General features: G+C 60.8%; 14 protein-coding genes and 1 pseudogene. 4 read left to right on the top strand and 11 right to left on the bottom strand.

Annotated elements, in window-relative coordinates; translation table 11 throughout:
* Positions 1-986: 986 nt before the first annotated feature.
* Both DH10_RS06960 and DH10_RS06955 read right to left on the bottom strand, forming a co-directional pair.
* Positions 987-3,500, bottom strand: coding sequence for a Ulp1 family isopeptidase (locus tag DH10_RS06960; RefSeq protein WP_192246813.1), 2,514 nt, complete (start codon positions 3,498-3,500; stop codon positions 987-989).
* Between the two features lie 340 nt (positions 3,501-3,840).
* Positions 3,841-4,588, bottom strand: a pseudogene (locus DH10_RS06955) (transposase); the annotation flags it as partial.
* Between the two features lie 872 nt (positions 4,589-5,460).
* Here DH10_RS06955 and DH10_RS06950 point away from each other — a divergent pair.
* Positions 5,461-6,234: a helix-turn-helix transcriptional regulator gene (locus DH10_RS06950; RefSeq protein ID WP_192246811.1), complete on the top strand. Its 774-nt coding sequence runs from the start codon at positions 5,461-5,463 to the stop codon at positions 6,232-6,234.
* A gap of 3 nt (positions 6,235-6,237) precedes the next feature.
* Positions 6,238-7,590: a HipA domain-containing protein gene (locus tag DH10_RS06945; RefSeq protein WP_192246809.1), complete on the top strand. Its 1,353-nt coding sequence runs from the start codon at positions 6,238-6,240 to the stop codon at positions 7,588-7,590.
* 49 nt (positions 7,591-7,639) lie between these two features.
* On the opposite strand, the gene DH10_RS06940 is transcribed toward DH10_RS06945, so the two are convergent.
* The gene (locus tag DH10_RS06940) at positions 7,640-7,894 is read right to left on the bottom strand and encodes a hypothetical protein (RefSeq protein WP_192246807.1); all 255 of its coding nucleotides are present in this window, start codon (positions 7,892-7,894) and stop codon (positions 7,640-7,642) included.
* Between the two features lie 315 nt (positions 7,895-8,209).
* Between DH10_RS06940 and DH10_RS06935 the strand changes: the two genes are divergently transcribed.
* The gene (locus DH10_RS06935) at positions 8,210-8,893 is read left to right on the top strand and encodes a transposase (RefSeq protein WP_246505985.1); all 684 of its coding nucleotides are present in this window, start codon (positions 8,210-8,212) and stop codon (positions 8,891-8,893) included.
* 212 nt (positions 8,894-9,105) lie between these two features.
* On the opposite strand, the gene DH10_RS06930 is transcribed toward DH10_RS06935, so the two are convergent.
* The 4 genes from DH10_RS06930 to DH10_RS06915 all read right to left on the bottom strand — a co-directional run bounded on the left by DH10_RS06930 (position 9,106) and on the right by DH10_RS06915 (position 12,791).
* Complete coding sequence (locus tag DH10_RS06930; protein ID WP_312891237.1) at positions 9,106-9,993, bottom strand: PhzF family phenazine biosynthesis protein; 888 nt, start codon at positions 9,991-9,993, stop codon at positions 9,106-9,108.
* 196 nt (positions 9,994-10,189) lie between these two features.
* A complete protein-coding gene (locus DH10_RS06925) occupies positions 10,190-10,813 on the bottom strand; it encodes an FMN-binding negative transcriptional regulator (protein ID WP_192246805.1) in 624 nt (207 codons plus the stop codon).
* A gap of 24 nt (positions 10,814-10,837) precedes the next feature.
* Positions 10,838-11,536, bottom strand: coding sequence for a B3/B4 domain-containing protein (locus DH10_RS06920; protein WP_312891236.1), 699 nt, complete (start codon positions 11,534-11,536; stop codon positions 10,838-10,840).
* Positions 11,537-11,657: 121 nt separating this feature from the next.
* A complete protein-coding gene (locus DH10_RS06915; protein ID WP_192246801.1) occupies positions 11,658-12,791 on the bottom strand; it encodes a trans-sulfuration enzyme family protein in 1,134 nt (377 codons plus the stop codon).
* 145 nt (positions 12,792-12,936) lie between these two features.
* Between DH10_RS06915 and DH10_RS06910 the strand changes: the two genes are divergently transcribed.
* A complete protein-coding gene (locus DH10_RS06910) occupies positions 12,937-13,554 on the top strand; it encodes a helix-turn-helix domain-containing protein (RefSeq protein ID WP_192246799.1) in 618 nt (205 codons plus the stop codon).
* A 70-nt stretch (positions 13,555-13,624) separates the two neighbouring features.
* On the opposite strand, the gene DH10_RS06905 is transcribed toward DH10_RS06910, so the two are convergent.
* The 4 genes from DH10_RS06905 to pdxR all read right to left on the bottom strand — a co-directional run bounded on the left by DH10_RS06905 (position 13,625) and on the right by pdxR (position 19,282).
* On the bottom strand, positions 13,625-16,021 hold the full coding sequence (locus DH10_RS06905; RefSeq protein ID WP_192384543.1) for a transketolase: 2,397 nt from the start codon (positions 16,019-16,021) through the stop codon (positions 13,625-13,627).
* A 52-nt stretch (positions 16,022-16,073) separates the two neighbouring features.
* Complete coding sequence (locus DH10_RS06900; protein WP_192384541.1) at positions 16,074-17,024, bottom strand: PDR/VanB family oxidoreductase; 951 nt, start codon at positions 17,022-17,024, stop codon at positions 16,074-16,076.
* 5 nt (positions 17,025-17,029) lie between these two features.
* Positions 17,030-17,521, bottom strand: coding sequence for an MOSC domain-containing protein (locus DH10_RS06895; protein ID WP_192246901.1), 492 nt, complete (start codon positions 17,519-17,521; stop codon positions 17,030-17,032).
* 222 nt (positions 17,522-17,743) lie between these two features.
* The gene (pdxR, locus tag DH10_RS06890; protein ID WP_246811508.1) at positions 17,744-19,282 is read right to left on the bottom strand and encodes a MocR-like pyridoxine biosynthesis transcription factor PdxR; all 1,539 of its coding nucleotides are present in this window, start codon (positions 19,280-19,282) and stop codon (positions 17,744-17,746) included.
* Positions 19,283-19,324: the final 42 nt, after the last annotated feature.

The raw sequence follows: 19,324 nt of genomic DNA, 5'->3' as shown, positions 1-19,324 counted from the left end.
GGTAATCAAATGGAAATCAAAGAACACTTGCCTCTCCTTGTGGACTCGGGGGGTATGTACAAAATAATGGATTGAGCGCGCAGCGAGGTCACTGCTTCTGGTGCTCTGGCCGCGGGCCGAGTGAACGGGACTCTTCGGCGGTGTGCTCCTTGCTCTCGTCGCACTTTCAAATCTGTTCAAGCTTCGAATGGGTGGCTGCAACCCGCGACCCAATAGGCTTCCTAGTTCATTCCGAATGATTGTAGGGTCAGGTTCGACCGGCGTTTCCATTGCGGACTCAGGGTAGCAAACGAAGGAAGTACTATGTTTCGCTAGTCGCTCCCCGATCATGCTCGGTTCTTATTCAGTCACTCTGTCTCGACTGGCGACGTTTCCCAAGAACCGGTTAGCAGCCGCGATTGCCATGCCCAACGCGGAGTAGCCCGGACGGAAGCAGTTTCTCCTCGAACCATCAGAGATGCCTAATGCGTGCAAGCAACACTCACAGAGAGGTCACTAGGCACGGCCGTTGCTTCGGCCCCCAGAAACCTGCCGGTAGCCTACCACCCGGCGCACCATAGCTTCCTCCCTCTATTCGACCTGGGCCTAGTCGTTCTTGCTAATGTTCTAGTCACCTCGAATCCTCCAATCCTTGACTTCGGCACTAGTAGAGAGGGAGCTTATTCGCGCAGATGCCATCGTTAGCAAGAGTCGACGTCCAAAGCGGAGACGGAAATATAGCTGGCGGGGGCACCACTGGATTGCCGCGACGGCAAGACCGCTGGTTTCTAACCGGACGCCTTCCAGCCCACGCCGCTTCGATATCGGTCTGCATTATCGTCTGCAGTCTGTACAAACCCGCCAGATGATGGGATGCCGCGATGACGACAAGGTCGACCTCGACATTCGGGCTGTGAATCGTTCCAGTCTCCGAAGGCGCAGACGGGCGCATTACCAAGCAAGCCTGGAGGGCGGCGATTGTCCAAGGACCGCCCCAGCCAGCTCGATCAGCGGCGTCGTCGAGTTCGCGCAGGGCCAGCTGCCCCGCCTCGCAGTCTCTCCTGGAGGCCCGCCCGATCAGCGACGACGTCGAGATAGCCGAGGGACAGCGGCTCGTCCCCTAAAGGCTGTTCTCTTGCCAATTCTCCAACCAGCGCCCGCGTGCCGTCCACCACAAAGACGCCGCAATCATAACCGTTATCCTGCTCGGTCATTCCGACCGAGACTAGGCGAGCGTTCAGTTTTCGTGCGAGCCTTAGTGCTTTCTCGAAGTTGTGCCCCTTGCTGGAGTCGTAATGGTAGGCGACCGGCTTTTTCCGGTTGCGGCGATCAAGGAGCAGCAGCGACCAATGGCTGCCGCCGTGACCCGTAGCACTGGCATCGTTCACCGGCAGGAACAGGAAGTCGGCTGTATCGTTACCGCGCCGCCCGCCCCGGACGACCGCGTCGAGGCCTGCGTCGCTGTTTGTGCCCTCGCGCAGAGTGTGGGCGACGAGGGGATCCACGAACCGCGTTCGGGCGGCGAGATCTGGATTGCTTTCCTGCAACTCCTGCTGCAAGAGCTGGTAATCCCTGTGGATATGCTCGTCGCCCAGCCATTGCGTGTCGCCGAGCGTCAGCGAGGCACCCGATCCGGACGCCTGCGCATCCGCCTGCCCACCTCCAGAGTCATGGATGAGATAAACACTCCAGTCCGACTGCAGCTCGGCCGTGTAAAGCTCACCGTTGATCAAGAACCGTGTCGTTGGAACGTACTGCGTCGGCGCGAGCCTGGCGTTCTCCAGGAGATCGATTAGCAAATCCGTGGCGGGTCTGGACCCGTGGCGCCAGTCCTGGCCCACGACGTAGCCGATGTCGGGCAAACCCGGCTCTCGCATGGGCCGGGCAGACGACGACGCACCGTCCCACGCCGGCGCCGAGCGAGCATCATCACGCAGCTCGTGCGGTGTGGACGGCAAACCAATCAGCGACTCAAGACCGCCATAGATGTCTGACGAGCGAGCCCGTGCCGATGATGGGGGCGCGGATTCTTGCATTTGCTCCCTCAACCAATCCCAAGCTCCCTCGCTCGGGCTGGCTGGCGTTGCGGGAAGCCCCTGCCAAGAGCTGACCTGCGGGCCGCGGTGCGGTTCTTGCATTTCCTCCCGCAACCAATCCCAAGCACCCTCGCTCGGGGTGGCTGGCATTGCGGGAAGTCCCTGATCCCAAGCCGGCTGCTCAGGGGAGTCCACACTCCCCGCCGCGATCGCCTCAACGACTTCCAGGTGTTCCCGAAGCAATTGGAGCTTTATGTACTTACGTCCTGAAGTTTTGCTACATTCTTTACGATCTTTATTCAAACCGTCCCAATCGTTCTTAAGTCGGCTTGCTATGCTCACCTTTCCCGTGCTTTTGAGCCATTCGCTAAACTTGCGAAGGGCGAAAGTCCTATCGTGACAGTTTTTCCTCTGCTGACTCGACCCGGGCGGAAGATTGGCCAAGGCTTGGCTTGCCCAGCTTCCGATGAGGCGGGCGTCGTCGGGATAACAATCGATGCTACGGTGATAGGGTCCTAAGTGACGTTCAGGCGCGAGCCCGGCGCGGACCTGCTGGAGTGCTGCCAATGCAGCATCGATTGTTCGGTCAACCTCATTCGCAAACGCTGCCGCACGGGCAGTTAACCCACGAGGATCGTGAGGGTCGTCAGGGGCGTCGAGCAGGCTGGCTAGCGTCGGGCTCTCGTCCTGATCTTGAAGCCATGCGCTGAACTTGCGCAGAAGCATTGCGTACAGTTCAATGCTGCGGAAGGAAGGGCCGCCGGGGTGCCTTTGCGTGAGCTCGCGCCCCATGGACGTGAAGTCGGCAATGAGGTTCTCGTCCGCTGCGCGCGGGTGGCTGCGCTTGGCATAATCGATGCGATATGTCGTCTTGGCAGTAACGTCCGGCTGATGTGTCCAGTCCTTCGACGACGTCTTGCCGCTGGTCGGAACGATGGCCTTCTTCACTGTCTTCAGAAACGATTTCCATCCCGATCTTTTTTTCGGCTGGGGTGCGTTTACCGGCTCCTCCAGGGAGGAGGAATAGGCTTCCGACGAGACGGCCGAATGCCTGGACCGCGAGCGGCTCGAGGCTGCGTGCGACGTGTCTACGCTGTGGCGAGCGTTGCTGAACTGGTTGTCCTGCAGGTCGGACTGCCGCGGCATCCGCATCGAACCGCCGAAGTCGGTGCGTTGGATCCTTCCAGGCGTCTGCGCGGGGCGAGTATCGGGCGAACTCGCCTCACCGGAGCTTCCATCAGAAGACTCACCGGAGCTTTCATCAGCAGAATTGAGTTGCAAGTTGCTCAGCTGCTGCTCAACGGCAGGCATATCGTCCGACTGTTGCCTAGCCCGGTGCTGCTCTTGCATCGCACGGTAATGGCGCATGTAATCGTCTGTTGTCCCTCCTATCCCTGTCAAATTCGCGACCCAAGAGTATACGTCGGCGTTGGGATCATTTTGTTCGGGAGCATTGTAGGGCCATCCCCAGCCTGAATTGTCCATTGCGGTCTCCAATGAAAGAACTCAAGGGCCAGACCGCATGTTTTGCGCGGCTTTTCCTTGGGTTCGGTTGCATTTTGATCGGCATCTCCGCCGATCGGCCCAAACCTCTTCCTTTCGTAGGACCGGCTTTTCTGCCCTACGGTGCAGAACCAGTCTCCAATCCGTGACCCTGATGCCGCTCTTCTTCCGGCTTCGGTCACATAGTGGCGTTCGGCTCCCGCGTTCTCCTCTATGGGCGCAACCCGTACTTGCCGGGCTCGCTAGACCTCAGTCAGTCAACCGAGATCATCGACCATGTACCCTCCTCGCTGTCCTCGGCGCGCCGCTCGTAGCGGCGCTAGTCGCGCAGGATCCGGAAGACGATCGTCAAAGCTTGCGCGCAATCGCAACGCGCGCCTTGTTGATTCCTCTGAACTTCAGTTGCTCATACTGAGCCCGAAGTTGCGGGTCAGCGGCCACGGCCGGTGCAACTGCCTTGACAATGGCCCAGCGCAGCCACTTGTTGATGATCCTGCCGTCGTACGTCTTGCCGCCGGAGGAATAGGTCGAAGGGACAAGACCGGCATAGGCGGCCAGTTTCTTCGGACTGCAGATGCGGGAGACATCATCGACCCCGGCGTCGATCAGCCGCGCGAAGAACTCACCGAGGCCTAGGATGGTCTTCAGCAGCTTCACATTGCCGTTGGTCTTTGTCATGAGCCGGATCGTGTCTTCCGTCTGCCTGATCCGGCCGTCAATGTCGCCGATGAACTCTAGCCCACGGTCGATCTGGATGCGGTCGATGGCCGCGAGTTGCCGGCGTCCGGCCTGGCTGGCGTCGAAGATCGCCTTCACCTTCAACGGATGCTCAGCACGAGGTCGTCGCGGATGCCGTCCAGCCAGTCGTACATCACCATCCAGTTGCGCGTGGCTTGCACAACCGCGTGCCAGTTCACTTTGAATCGTTCCAGGAACGACCACCCCAGAGACTGGCGATCGTTCTTCAGCCGACCCGACCGCAGCGTTTTTCCGGCAGTGTCCTGAACCACCAGGGGGCTGTAGGTTTTGCGGTAATCGAAACCAATGTGATAATCATAAGACGCAGCCACGCTCCCTTCCTTGAGTTCTTCCAAACCCAGGAAAGGTAAGCCAAACGGCGCAAAGCGTGACTGTCCCAAGATCATCTGCATCTCAGCGATCAGTCTCCCAATGGGCGCTGCCTCTTTCATGCCACCTCCGGTAACACATCAAGCAAATATGCTAGCGCCATTGGTCGCGCCGCCGTCATGCTCAATTCATATCCAGTCATGCCGTCGGGACATGGTGGGTGGGGCTCCCAGGCACTGGTGTAACGTCGGCGCTCCCGCTATGTCTTGGCCGCCAGATCGATCCTCGGCATTTCGGCTGACTGCTGCATAGAGGCGGCGGTTGCGATCGGCCGAGTCGGTGACGAGGGTGAAGCTCTACCGAGGCGCCCCCGGACCCCGCGAGCCTTGGCAGCAAGTCTTGCACTGTCGGCTGAGCGTACGCATCCGATGAAGCCCTCGCCCGGAGGCTGAGCGTCGGCGCACCGATATGTTGCCGAAAGCCCGTCGCCGCCGTCCGCCCGGTTCTCGACGAGTTCACACCCGCCGGATGCGAGAACTATTAAAGGCCGCAGGATGTGACCCAGATTAACCCGGACGCGCTCTAGCGTCTTTCGATTTCAGACCCATGGCACTGAATATGTTATTCGGCCATCATCATGTAATGGCGCCAATAGCCAGGCAAACCGATCCTGCATTGTGGGGAATGTCGCCAATGTTGCCTCAGCCCGACATTCGGATGACGGATCTCTCTGCACCCGAACGTTATCAGATGGAGTTGGCACCTAGGAGCAGCTGAACCCGTTCGGGATCAAGGTCACCGGTGATACCGTCCGGGATCGATCCTCCTTGAAAAACCGAACAAGTAAGCTTATGTTCCCGATCGGGAGCAAAATATGGCCAAAAAAACGGTATCTACAGGCGCTGGCAGCGCGACAGACATCGCAAAGCTGCTTGCGCAGGCAGGTCCTGCCCAGGATCTGACGAAGCTTCTCACGGATATCAATGCGTCTGGCGAGGCCTTCAGAAACGCCGGTCGGACCCTGTCGCGCCAAAATGACTTGCTCAAAAACTCTTTAAACGCGGGAGAGATCGCTAAAGCGCTTTCCCAGATTCCTTCTACCCAAGACCTGACGAAACATATTGCAGACATCAATGCTTCCAGCGAAGCGCTCAAAGCCGTCAGTCAAGACTTATCGCGTCATGGTGAGTCCATCAGGAGCCCAGTGAACGCGACCGGGGCCGCCGAAGCACTTTCACGTAAGGGGGACCTGACCAAACAGCTGACCGACGCAATACCGCGGGTCAATCTGAAGCTTCCTGGTATTTCGGAACTCATCACGGCCGCCTTGCCCAGAACGCTCCCCGACGCTTATCTGCTTCGCAGCAGCGAGACCAACGATGAGGACGAGGGCGCCGGCGCGGCCTCACCGAGCACTAGCCGAACGGAGGCGCTAGGGCTGGAGATCGTCTCTGCCGCAGATATTGGGCGGCTAGTCCGGCGCGCTCGCGAGGCCCGGCATCTCTCGCAGCAGAGTTTTGCTGACCTTGCTGGAGTGGGGCGCAGGTTCTTGTCCGAATTGGAAAACGGCAAACCCACACTTGAACTGGGTAAGGTCCTGAAGGTCGCGCATGCAGCCGGCATATCGCTGCTTGCTCGGGAGCGCTGATACATGGAGGTGCTCGCCCTTGATGTGAGGCTCGACGGTTTCGCCGATCCGATCGGTGCCCTCGTGCGTGACGAAAACGGCTCGGTCGCCTTCGTCTACAAGGCAGACTACCTTGGAAGATCAGATGCGGCCGCCTTGTCGCTCTCCCTTCCGCTCGCCGAAGAACCTTACAATGACGTCATAACCCGCGCATTCTTCGACAACCTTCTGCAGGAGCGCGACGGCGTGCTGACCGACGTGATGGCGCGAGAAGGCCTCGCTCGCGATGACATAGCTGGCGTGCTATATCACCTTGGAAAGGACTGTGCCGGAGCACTTTCCGTTCTTCCGTCAGGATCGCCGCCGACAAAGGTCCCGGGCGACTACAAAAGCGACTATGTCCCGATCCCGCAGGATCGCATGATCGCGATCGTCGAAGCGCTCCATCAGCGCAGACGCCTGCCGGACGGAACCGAAGATCCCTCCCCTTTGGCAGGCATGCAAAGCAAGATAGCGCTCACTGTTCTTCCCAACGGTCGGTTTGCCGAGCCGAAGCGGGGATCTGGGGCCCCGACGACACATATCCTGAAGGTGCCCGACCGCGATCATCAGCAGGATGCCCGGTATGAAGCCGAGGCGATGAGGCTTTCCGGGGCGCTAGGGTTCGACACGGCCGAAGTCTCAGTAGTGCCGTTTGGCGGGATTGAGACCCTACTGGTGACCCGCTTCGACCGAGGCAGAGATCGAGAGAACAGGATCGTGCGTCTTCACCAAGAGGATTTCGCGCAGGCCCTCGGTTTGCCCGCTTCGCTGAAGTACGAAAGGCGTGGCAAGGTAGGCCGGCGCTTCGACGCTTCGGGCATTCGCAGGATACTCGAGGCGACGGTCGATCCAGCCCAGGCGAAGGAGACCTTCATCAGGGCCACGATATTCGATCTCCTGGTCGGCAATAACGATGGACATGCAAAAAACTTCGCCCTGCTCTATGAACCTGGAGGCAGAATCCATTTTGCGCCGCGTTACGATATCTTGCCCACCAGGCTGGATGAGACTCTGACGGACGAGCTCGCTTACAGGATCGCTGAGGCGGAAACGCTCGATGAAATTACCCCGGAAGAGCTCGATGCGTTTCTCCTGATGCTCGGAATAGAAAGTGCAGCGGCACGCAAACGCATGCATCAGCGATATCCGGCGGAGATTGCATTAGGACTCGCGGCCTGTCTCGATGATCTTGAAAAGCGTCAGGTGAAGCACTTCGCGGACTTGATCGCGACCAACATGCGCACGCTACTCGGTGCGCTGCAGTTGGAAATACCCCATGCGGCGAGCGACCGAGACGAGTTCATTGGCCGAGCCGGCGGATGGCTGATGAGTTGAAGCCGAATCCACCGATAGAGACCTGGGGGAGGCGGCACTATGCCGGGTTTTAATACGCCACCCAAAGGCTTTTGAGTTCGTGTCCGATCGCCCATTGAGCCGATGTATCGGCGTCGCACTTTGATTCGTACGGGTCGCGCATCATCTGGAATTCGTAGTCGACCACGGCGCCGAATAAGAAGCACTCGTCCTTGTACTCACCGCGCTCGGCACTCGCCACTTTTACGGTCGTTTTGACGACGATTCCGTCCAGGCTACGCCCCTTCCAATTGACGCTGCCATAGTCCTGAACCTCCGAGGTCACATCCGTCGCTTTCCAGTCGTCTCGGGCGAGACCAGCGTTCCATTGGATGAACTCGGGAAATAGACTTTCAACGTTGATGCCTTGCCCGGTGTTCGCGCCGCCCGCCGTTCCGAGAACGGTCCTCTTCAGCCCATCCGAGAAGATATTCAGAAGGGCGGTCGCGGCTGGCCCGTGCCCCGGCCTAGAGTTGTCGGGCTGGCAAGACCCCCTTGCTCACACTCGCCGTCTTCCGGTAAAGCTCCGCGCTGCAATGGAAGCACCTGAAGGGCCAATCATATTCAGCAGGGGCTTCCTTGCAGTTCGCATAAATAAGGAATGAATTATGAGGCGACAGCCGCGACCGTTCATTGTGGAAGTCAGACAGAAGCGCAGCCATCAAAAAAGCGATCATTCCATTTGGGGGGTGTCGATCTCTCAGCAGCTTTCGCCGAGACAACAAGGAAATTCGAGGAGATCAATGCGCCGAATCGGGAGCTTATTGACTCCAATTTCGTGGCCCTTAATGCTGAACAAGTTCACAAAGAAAAGGCGGAGCGTCGCATGGCAGATCCTGAGCAAACTGAAGCAGTAGAGGCCACCACGAAAGGCGCTGTGACGCCGGCCGACAAGAAGAAAACGCGGCGCCCGCGGAAAGCAAAGACAGAAGTTAGGGCAACTGCCCGTAAGAATGGCGCCGCACCGTCGATTGAAGTTAAAGCGTCAGAACCAGTTCGGCCCGGCCGGAAGGTGTACTCCGATGAGCAGCGTGCGCAAAAGCTCAGCCAGATCGAAAAGTCGGTCAGTGGCGGCGCCACTCTCAAAAGCGCCGTAAAGCAGGCCGGCACATCGGAGCAGACCTATTATCAATGGAAGAAGAAGGCTGCCGTACCTGCGCAAGCGGGCGACGATCTCAAGGATCTTCTCGCGCTCGAGGACGAAAACAAGCGGCTGAGGAATCTGCTTGCGGAACGCCTGCGCAAGGAGAACGCGGAGCTAAAGAGAAGGCTGGGGCTGCAGTAAGGCAGTCCAGCCTTATGCGGGAACAACCCGCGATCTCTTGGCCTTCGCAACCGATGGCCCAGTTGCCGCGGTCGCCGTACGAGTTCCTCGTTTCTGCCGTTTGGGTTGCTACGATGGATGGCACCTCAGTTCGAGTTCGGGTTTTCGGGTGGCGAGCGGAAGCTCGACGCGCGAAGTTCGTACGGCTGCCAGTGGACTCTGCTGCCGTCCGCCTACACAGCACCATTGGGAAGGGAAACCGTGGCTTTCATGAATGTCACGGCATTGCCGACCAGAAAGACCCGATCTTCGGTCAATTCGCAATCAAGCCAGCCGCCGCGCGCCGAGGCCTGATAGGCCATCAGCCTTTCGCGACCCAGCCGCTCGACCCAGTAAGGAACCAGGGTGGCATGAATTGAACCAGTGACTGGATCCTCGGGAATGCCCGCACGGGGGGCAAAGTAACGGGACACGAAATGCGCTCGCCCGTTGTCGGCTTCCTGCCCCGTCACGACAAGGCCCACAGACCCGAGGCGGGCAATCGAGGCAAGGTCAGGGGCAAAGCTACGCACAGCATCCGCGCTGCCGAGATCGGCGAAGATGTTCTCGAAGTTTCGGAAGATGCCGACGGGTGGATTGTCGAAAACACGTGCGATTTCTGCGGGAAGCGTCTCCAATGGCTCCGGGGGCAGACGGGGAATGTCCAGTCGGTAGCCATGCGGGCCTTGTGTAACTCGCAGCTCGCCGACGCGCGTGTGAAAGACAAGCGGAGCTTCGGCGTTGGTCTCGGTCAGTAACACATGCGCGGTCGCCAGGGTGGCATGGCCACAGAAATTGACCTCATGCGCCGGAGCAAACCACCGCAAATCCCACGCGCCATCCGACCGCGCTTTGACGAAAGCGGTTTCGGCAAGATTGTTCTCTTGGGTGATCGCAAGCATCAGGTCATCCGGCAGCCACTCGTCGAGCACCAGAACAGCAGCGGGGTTCCCCGCAAAAAGCCGGTCGGTAAAGGCGTCTACCTGATACATGTGCATGGAGACACTCTCGTTTAAAACGGCCGACCTTTTAATTTCGCGGACGCTCATCTGCCAGGCGGTCAATGGCAGCTGTGGGTCCATCGCGTCGTGCCATCGTATCGGTTGTCAATGGCCGCAAAGGGTCCGAAAGCTGATTTAGGCTTCCGGCAGGTCGCGGTCGCGGTAGCCCTTCGCCTCTTGCTGCGCTCGATGCGGATCAACGCGCTGTCCGCCTCTTCCGCCTCCTTGGATCTTACAGGTCTGGGTCCCACCGCGACGGGCACTTCGCTACCGACCGTCACCGCTCGGCAAGGGCTCGTGCCAAGAGCTCGCCGGCGTGACCGGCGGCCTCAAGCCCCCGGCGTGTGCCGTCCAAGTCGGCGGCGTTCTCTTCCTCATTCAGTTTCCATGCTCCCTCGAGGCGCTCGACGCGAAATTCCAGACCGACAATGCCCCGCATCATGCTCTCGATATATTTTTGCGGCGCATCCGACACGCTCCAGAGCGCTGTGCGTGTGGCCTCGTGCCGGTCGGTCAGGTCTTCAACCTGGCGGCGCAACCAAGTCCTATCCTCAATCGCCGTCAAGCTTCCGTGCGCATGTATGGCGATATAGAGCCATGTGGGAACGACCTTTCCCGTCTCGCGCTTGGTCGGATACCACTGCGGCGACATGTAGGTGTGAGGGCCCTGAAAAATCGCGAGACTGGCGCTCCCCTCTTGTACCCGCCAATGCGCGTTGGCACGCGCGACGTGGGTCGCGAGGATCAGGTGTCCATCCGGAGCCTGCCGCGCGATGGTCGGCACATGCGTGGCCTCGATGCCTGCAGGCGTCGGCGTCACGATCGTGGCGAAGCCGATCTCGCGGATCGCGGCCAGAAGCACATCGGGGCGGTCTTCTACAGATCGACGGGGTCGGTACATGTTAGTTCTTCTCGACTGCGCGGGTTAAGTAGGGGTGGATGTATTCAACCCAGCGATTTCGATCTGGGCATTTGGGCACAGTGCCCCAATCACTCCGGTCAGTTGCGCCCCAGCGGCCCTCAGCCGCTCCGAAGGCATGGGCTCGAGCGCCTCGAGCACAAGCCAAAGGGAACGCGAATCGGCCGTCACCATAGTCCGCCGCCCCTGCCGCCAGTTCCAGCGGCGGCAGGTGACTCCGGCGTCATCGCACCAGATGACTTCGCCCGGCTCAGGATGCTCGGTGACCGGTTCGCCCTGCTGGACGGTGTTGAACGGCTCCGCTCCCGTAGCGATCAGAAGTCTCGGAAGACCCTGATAGTGATCGAGGTCCTCACCCCCAACCGGAACGCCGTAAAGCACGCTGACGGCGTTGTAGGCGTCCACCAGCGGCGAAATCCGTGGCAATGAGCCGTCCTTGCGAATCCGCTTGAGAAGCGCCGCAGCCGAGCAGGGTGTTCGATTAGCGTTGGCACCGAAGGACCTGTAGGCTTCGGCCCAGGCTGCAAGATGCGCATCCCGTTGAGCATCGTCGCCAAACGCGGCCTGCTCCGCGGCCGCGATCGCGTCAGCGAGCGCCGGGGCCTGCGGCACGTCGACTTCCGCGCTTCGCACGACCATGCTCAGCAAATGAAAGTTCGGGTGTCGGGCGTAAATCTCGGGGGCGATCATGGGCTTCAAAGACACGGGCTGCTCCGTTCTGCGGGAAGGCTCTGCGTTACGGTTCATTCAATCCACCATCGCGGGTAAGGCGGACGCCCCGGACTTGTGGGAGTCCGATCGTGCTTGCTGCACAAAGCCGCCGGAGTCATCCGACCACCGACAAAGCCTGATCGAGATCGTCGATGATGTCCTGGGGATGCTCGAGCCCGATGGAGAGTCGCAAGAGTCCCGACGGAGCCATTGACTTCGGCCCTTCGACGGAGGCCCGGTGTTCTATCAGCGAGTGCGTACCCCCGAGGCTCGTGGCCCGCACCACGAGTTTGAGCCGGCCAGCAACCGCAATGGCGGCCTCGGCACCGCCGCCGACGATGAAGGAAAGCATGGCGCCATAGCCCGACATCTGCCGCCCGGCCAACGCATGCCCCGGGTCGCCCGGTAGGCCGGGAAAGAGGACGGCTTCGACAGCGGAATGCTTTCGCAACGCTTCGGCGACCTTTTGAGCGCCCTCGCAATGGGCTCGCATACGAACCGGCAAGGTCTGCAGCCCGCGCAGCGCCAGCCAGCAGTCGAAGGGGGCCGCAACGCTTCCCTTGTGACGTTGAATCATGCGCAAGGGGCGTTCCAGCGGCGAAGCCTCCGGCAGGACGACGACCCCTGCCATCAGGTCGGAATGGCCGCCGATGTATTTCGTTGCCGAATGCACGACAGCATCGGCCCCGAGCTCGAACGGGCGCTGCAGGACGGGCGTCGCCCAGGTATTGTCCACCACCGCGAGCGCACCGGCCTCGTGCGCGAGGTCACAAGTCGCCCGAATGTCCACGATACGGATAAGCGGGTTGGAGGGGGTCTCGATCCAGACGAGGCCGGTGGGCGCGGCACCGACAGCCGCGCGCAAGGCGTCCATGTCGCGCATGTCAACGGCGACGAAGTCGAATCTGTGCCCGATGTCGGTTTCATCGATCAGCGACCGGATGCCGAAATACATGTCGTCCGGTACGACGATGCGATTGCCCTTGCTAGCATGCCCCTCGAACACCGCGGTGATCGCGGCCATGCCGGACGAAAAGGCGACAGCGGCCTGGCCGCCTTCGAGCGCAGCCATCGCCGTCTCGAACGCGTGCCGCGTCGGGTTGTCATCCCGGATATATTCATAGCCGGACGGGAAGGAGCCGTCCGCGCTTCGCTCGAAGGTCGTGCTGGGGTGGAACGGAAGGGTGATGGCCCCGGTGGACGGATCGACCTTCCGGCCCGCGTGAATCGCCTTGGTCTCGAGGTACATGGTGCGCTTCCTCAGCTTGATTTCAAAAGGAATATGGCTGGAAGGACCAGGAACATCGATCCTGGCGTTTCGAGACGGCCCGGTTGAACTGTCCGCGCCGGTCATTATAGTGACCGTATGGGATCCGTCAGTGGAAGTCAATATAATGACCGACGATGAAATGGCAGAGGCAACGGAGAGACAACTTGGGACCGCACTATCACTGAGGGTGCAGCATCTGCGCCGAGCCCAGAACTTGAGCCTGGATGGACTTGCTGCGCTCTCCGGCCTGTCGAAGGGCACCGTCGTGGCCATCGAACAGGGAAGGGCCAATCCGAGCATCGGGGTGCTGTGCCGTCTGGCGATCGCCTTCTCTCTGTCAGTTACCGATCTGTTGGGCGCCTCCTCCGAGGAGCTCTCAGGTGGTCCGATAGAGCGCACCAATCCTGCAACACTTTGGAAAACACCGCATGGAAGCGAGGCGAAATTGGAAGCCTCGACGTCAGGCCGGACGATGTTCGAGATCTGGTCCTGGACGATTGTGCCCGGCGACATTCATCGGTCGGACCCTCACAGCCGGCGCACCCGTGAGCTTCTTTCGGTCGCGCGAGGAAGTCTCAAGATCACCGTCGGCTCTGAGACTATGACATTGCAGGCTGGCGAAGCCGCGCGGCTCGTCACCGATCAGCCGCACTCCTATGCTGCAGCGGACGATCAGCCCGTTTCGTTTTCAATGGCTGTGCTCGAACGCGGAGAGGAGACAGACATGATCCATCCGTCGTGATCGGCTTCGAATCGATCTGGCTCTTGCGCAACCGCCATCGTGGCAATCGCGCAAGACATCCGGCGGCGGCTCAAGGGAGCGACTTCAAATAGCGAATGCTGCGTCCGGCACTGACCGCCTGCGCCGCGTGCGCGATGGCATTCGCATCGAGTCCGTGGTGACGATAGAGGTCTGCGATAGTCCCCGTCTGGCCAAAATGCTCGACCCCCAGAGCCTTGACGCGATGACCGTTCACGCCACCGATCCAGGCGAGCGTCGCGGGGTGACCATCGATCACGGTGACGATCCCGCAATCGCGCGACAGTGGCGCCAGCAGACGCTCGATGTGGCTCATCGCGGCGACTGTTCCGCGCTGCCGGGCACGCTCCGCGGCCTGCCAGCCCGCATTGAGCCGATCAGCGGATGTAATCGCCAACAGCCCGACATCGCGCCGGTCTTCCGCAAGAAGACCCGTCGCGGCAATCGCTTCCGGCGCGACGACGCCCTGGTAGGCGATGATAACGCTGGCGTTCGGTCCGGGCGGGCGCAGCCAATAAGCACCGTTGACGATGTCGCGCGCCAGCTCCGCACCTATGTCCCGATGAGGCTGCTCCAAGGGCCGTGTGGACAGGCGCAGATAGACCGATCCGCCGGTCTGATCACGCAGCCATGTCGTTTCATCGGGATCGCCTTCGCCGTTCCGTTGCATGTAGTCGAAGGCGAAACGCATGATCACCGCGAGCTCATCCACGAAGGCCGGCTCGAAGGCGCAAAGCCCGTCCTGCGCTATGCCGATCAGCGGCGTGCCGATCGACTGGTGCGCTCCTCCCTCGGGGGCGAGGGTCACGCCGGAGGGGGTGGCGACCAGCAGAAAGCGCGCATCCTGGTAGCAGGCATAGTTCAGCTGATCGGCCGCGCGATAGATGAAGGGATCATACACGGTCCCGATCGGCAGCAACCGCACGCCATTCACGGAATGCGACAGCCCCATCGCCCCGAGCATGATCATGAGATTGGATTCGGCGATGCCGAGTTCGAGGTGCTGCCCCTTGGGCCCGAACTCCCAGGTGTAGGTTGAAGGGATACGCTCGGCCTTGAAGGTATCGGCCATGCTTTCGCGGGCGAAGAGTCCGCGTCGATTGACCCAAGGGCCGAGATTGGTCGACACCGTGACGTCCGGGGAAGTCGTGACGATGCGCTCGGCGAGCGGCGTTTCACTGCGCGCAATCTCGTTGAGGATCTGGCCGAAACCCATTTGGGTTGAGACCTGCTTGCCCCCCTGTGCCGGCGCGGGCAGAGCCTCGGGAACCGGAATCCCGGGCGCGGTAAGCCGGCGCCGGCCCTCGCTGAAGAACGGCGCTTGGGCGATGAAGGCCTCTAGTTCTGCCGGAGGCAACGTCGCCGCGGCCCATTTATCCCATTCCTTGCCGGGCCGGACTCCCATCCGCTGGCGGAAGCCTTCCATCTGGGTGGGCGTCATCTGGCCGGCATGGTTGTCCTTGTGGCCGGCCAGCGGCAAGCCATAACCCTTGATCGTGTAACAGATGAAACAGACCGGTCGGTCATGCTGCGAGGCCGCCTCGAAGGCCTGGAGAAGGCTCGGCAGGTCGTGGCCGCCCAGGTTGACCATGAGCGCCTGCAACTCGTCGTCAGAACGGCGTTCGATTAGCTCGGTGACCGGCCCCTGATCGCCAATCTCGTCGAGCAGCCGCTTCCGCCAGGCCGCACCGCCCTGAAAGGTGAGCGCCGAATAAAGCTGGTTGGAGCACCGCTCGATCCAATCGCGCAGCTTCTCCCCTCCCGGTTCGGCAAAGGCGGCCTGCTGGAGAGAGCCATGGCGCAGGATCACCACGTCCCAGCCGAAGTTCTTGAATATCTGCTCGAAGCGCAGCCAGAGACCTTCGCGGATGACCGCGTCGAGCGACTGACGGTTGTAGTCCACGATCCACCAGCAGTTCCGCAGCGCATGCTTCCAACCCTCGATCAAGGCCTCGTAGATGTTGCCCTCGTCCATCTCGGCGTCGCCGATCAGGCTCACCATGCGCCCCTCGGGCCGACCCTTCATCCAACCGTGGTCGGATACATAGTCCTGCACGAGGGAGGAAAAGAGCGTCTGTGCGACACCCAGGCCCACGGAGCCGGTCGAGAAGTCGACATCGTCCACGTCCTTGGTCCGCGAGGGGTAACTCTGGGCGCCCTTATAGCCGCGGAAGTTTTCGAGTTTCTTGCGTGTCTGATTCCCGGACAGATACTGAATCGCATGGAAGATCGGGGCGGCATGGGGCTTGACCGCCACCCGGTCCTGCGGACGCAGTGCAGCGTAATAAAGCGCGGTCATGATCGTGCCGAGAGAGGCGGAGGAGGCTTGGTGGCCACCAACCTTGATCTCGTCGGCTTCCCGCACGTGGTTGGCATTGTGTACCGTCCAGGCGGCAAGCCAGGAGACACACCGCTCGATTTGGTTCAAATAGACAATTTTCGATGTCATCCAATTCTCCGCAATTGATGCGTCGCACCGGTGTTTCCAGATAGGGCTGGCTTCACAGATCTAGCCTCAGCACGCCGGCTGCGCGCGATATGCATGGAATGAACCGATGAGTCCGAGCGTCCTTGGACAGGACAGCATCCCGATGGATCGGCTGCCCTTCCAGAATTCCGCATTCGCAGGTCCCGCAAACCCCGTTCTCGCACGATGCCATGAGCAGCACGCCAGCGGCGCGCAGCGCTGCGAGGGCCGAAGTATCGGCCGCGACAGGAACCACTGTCCCGTCGCGAAGGGTGATCGTGAAAGGTTCGGGTGGTGCACGGTCCTGTTCCGGCGGCTGAAAGGCCTCGAAATGCACGGTTCCTTCCGGCCAGTGCGCGGTCGCCCGGTCCACGGCCGCCATGAAGCCCGGTGGACCGCAATAATAGAGCTGTGCGTCGGAGGAACGCGTCGATAGCAACGTTTCAAGATCCTGCCTGGTCTCCGGTTCGTCGTCGAAATGCAGCCACACGGTGTTGCAGTCGAGCTCCCGCTCGATGACCGACAACAGAGGCGCGAGTGCCCGGCTGCGGGTGAAGTAATGCAGCTCGCACGTCTTGCCCTGCCGCTCCAAGGCGCGTGCCATTGCCAGGATCGGGGTGATCCCGATGCCTCCCGCCAACAGCACGGTTGGCCCTTCGCGTTGGGCAAGCGGAAAATGATTGCGAGGCGCAGAAACCGGGAGCATGCATCCGGCCGCCACCGCCTCGTGGATCCACGCCGAGCCGCCGCGACCAACCTCTTCGCGCTTCACCGCGATTGTGTAGCGGCTCAGATCTGTCGGATCGCCGCAGAGCGAATACTGGCGCACTTTCCCATCAGGCAGATGAACATCGACGTGAGAGCCCGGTTCGAAGGGCGGAAGCAGAGGTTTGCGCGTGTGCTTCAGGTCGATGACCAGGACGTCGCCTGACTCTTTGCGGGTGGCGGTCACGGTCAGTTTCATGATGATGCGGGGCGAGGCCATATCGATTACCCGTCAATTGGTAGAATCGGATCACCGGGGCGGATCACGCCGCCAACCTCGATCGCGCAGTTCAGGCCAGAGCGGTTCAGAAGCCCCTCGTAGAGACCGGGAATGCCGAGCAGTTGCTCGATATACTTGCAGGGAAAATTCATCCGCGCAGCCCGCAGGACGGTTTCCCCGATCCGAAAGCGCGTACCAACCAGATGACCCAACGGTACGCCGCGCGTGGTCAGGTTTCGCCGATGATCTTCGGGCGCGAGCATGGCCTTGAAACCCGGAATCCTGGGTTCGCCCTGTGCAATGGCTTCCAGGACTTCAACCTCGATCAGCGTCACTTCGCGCACGTCGGGTTTCGCAGAGTAGGTCCCCGTTCCGAGATAGTATCGGTCCCCAACAATGCCGCGCCCGGCAACGAGTTGTGCCTCCGTCAACTCTTCCATCTCGTAGGACGCCGCAGGTGCAACGTGGATGTGAAGCAGCGTTCCCTGCCACGTCATGCTTCTTTGCCTTCTATGACCGCAGTCGCGGCCTCCAGCTTCCAGCCGGATTTGAGGGTTCACCTCGATATGTTCGTTCGCCATGTTTGCTTCCGCGCTCCGGGGAGGGTCGCAGCCTGATCCGGCGAAATCTCTGCCCGGGAACTGGCCTGACTGACAGAGCCAGTTTTTGCGATTTTGCCTGATCCAGTCAGCAATCCGCAGATCGCCGAACGTCATAAGTCAGGCCCGTTTCGCCGTGCCGGCCGACACCTTGGGTGCAGCCGAAGTGTCCGGAGAGTTCCTTCTCACCCGTTCGACAGCATCCGTGAGGAGTCGAACGCCGTTCTCGATTTGCCCTGTGGTCAAGGCGGAATAGCCCATCACCAATCCGATCCGGTCGGCGCGGTCTTCATCCGTTTCCCGGCCGTAGAGCGGCGATATTGAATAGACACCCACGCCTTCTCGTCGCGCCTCTTCAACCAGCACGTCCTCCAACGACCGACGGAGGTCCTTGAACCAGACGACGACATGCAGCCCGGCATCAGCGCCTTCGATGACGATGCGGTCTGCGAACGCGCGTCGAAGGGCGGCGAGCAGGGTCTCTCGGCGCTCGCCGTTCAGACGGCGGACGCGGCGCACATGGCTTTCATAGCCGCCGCTCTCAATGAGCGAGGCCAGGGCCTCCTGCTCCGCCACCGGAGAATGCCTGTCCAGAAGCTGCTTGGCCGTCGCGAAGACGTCTTGCAATTCCGGGGGGACAACGAGATAGCCAATGCGCAGCATCGGCGACAGCGTCTTGGAGATCGTACCTAGATAGATGACGGAACTGCGGTCCTCCAGCTTGTGCAGCGGGGGTACCGGACGAATGTCGTAGCGGTACTCGCCATCGTAGTCGTCCTCGATCACATAGGCGTCGTTGCGCCGGGCCCATTCGAGGAGCTGATACCGGCGCGAGACCGGCAAGACGCCGCCGAGCGGAAACTGATGCGACGGCGTGACATAGGCCAGCCGCGCCGTGATCCCATCAAGTAGCTCCGTCTTCATCCCGTCTCCATCGACGGCGACAGAAACAGGCCTCGCGCCTGTGCTGGCAAAGACCTGGCGCGCCATCCTATAGCACGGGTCCTCGACCACGAAGCTGTCGGCAGGATCGAGCAGCAAGCGCGCACAAAGGTCGAGACCCTGCTGCGAGCCGCTTGCGATAATGATCTGCTCGACCTCGCAGCTTAGGGTTCGGGCGCGCCACAAATATCCCTGCAGCGCCTGGCGCAGGCGAGGCGATCCGCGCGGATCGTCATAAGCCAGGCGCCCGGGGCGTTGCGACATCGCCGTGTTCATGGCGCGCTTCCACATCAGCGCCGGAAAATCGGACGGCGAGAGGTCGCCATAACGGAAATCCACTTTCAACCGGTTAGGCAGGTAATCTGGCCAAGGCGAACTGGCGCGCAGTCTCTCGCCGTAGGTGGAAAGATGAATCGGGCCGGCGCGTTTTGAGACGGTGCTGCTCGCCTGGTGACCGATCAGCGAAGATGCAACGCGAGGTCGTGCGCCTTGACGGACTTCAATGAAACCTTCTGCGGTCAACTGCTCGTAGGCGACGGTGACAGTCGTTCGCGAAACGCCGAGTTCATTTGCGAGGCCCCGCGACGACGGCAACTGACTGCCGGTTTCATAAACACCGCCAAGAATCTGGTCTCGAAGCGCCATGTAAATCTGGCGCGCACCCATCGCGTGCTCACCCGCAGAGCCGGGATCTTGAGACTGGACCATTTCAATCATCGCCAACTGGACATTTCATATAAACCAGTTTGAGCGCATTCT

Origin of the sequence: Mesorhizobium silamurunense (assembly GCF_014843825.1) — a bacterium.
In the GTDB taxonomy this organism is placed as follows: domain Bacteria; phylum Pseudomonadota; class Alphaproteobacteria; order Rhizobiales; family Rhizobiaceae; genus Mesorhizobium; species Mesorhizobium silamurunense.
Note: the sequence above shows the minus strand (reverse complement) of the source record. Positions and strands in the feature narration are given on the sequence as shown.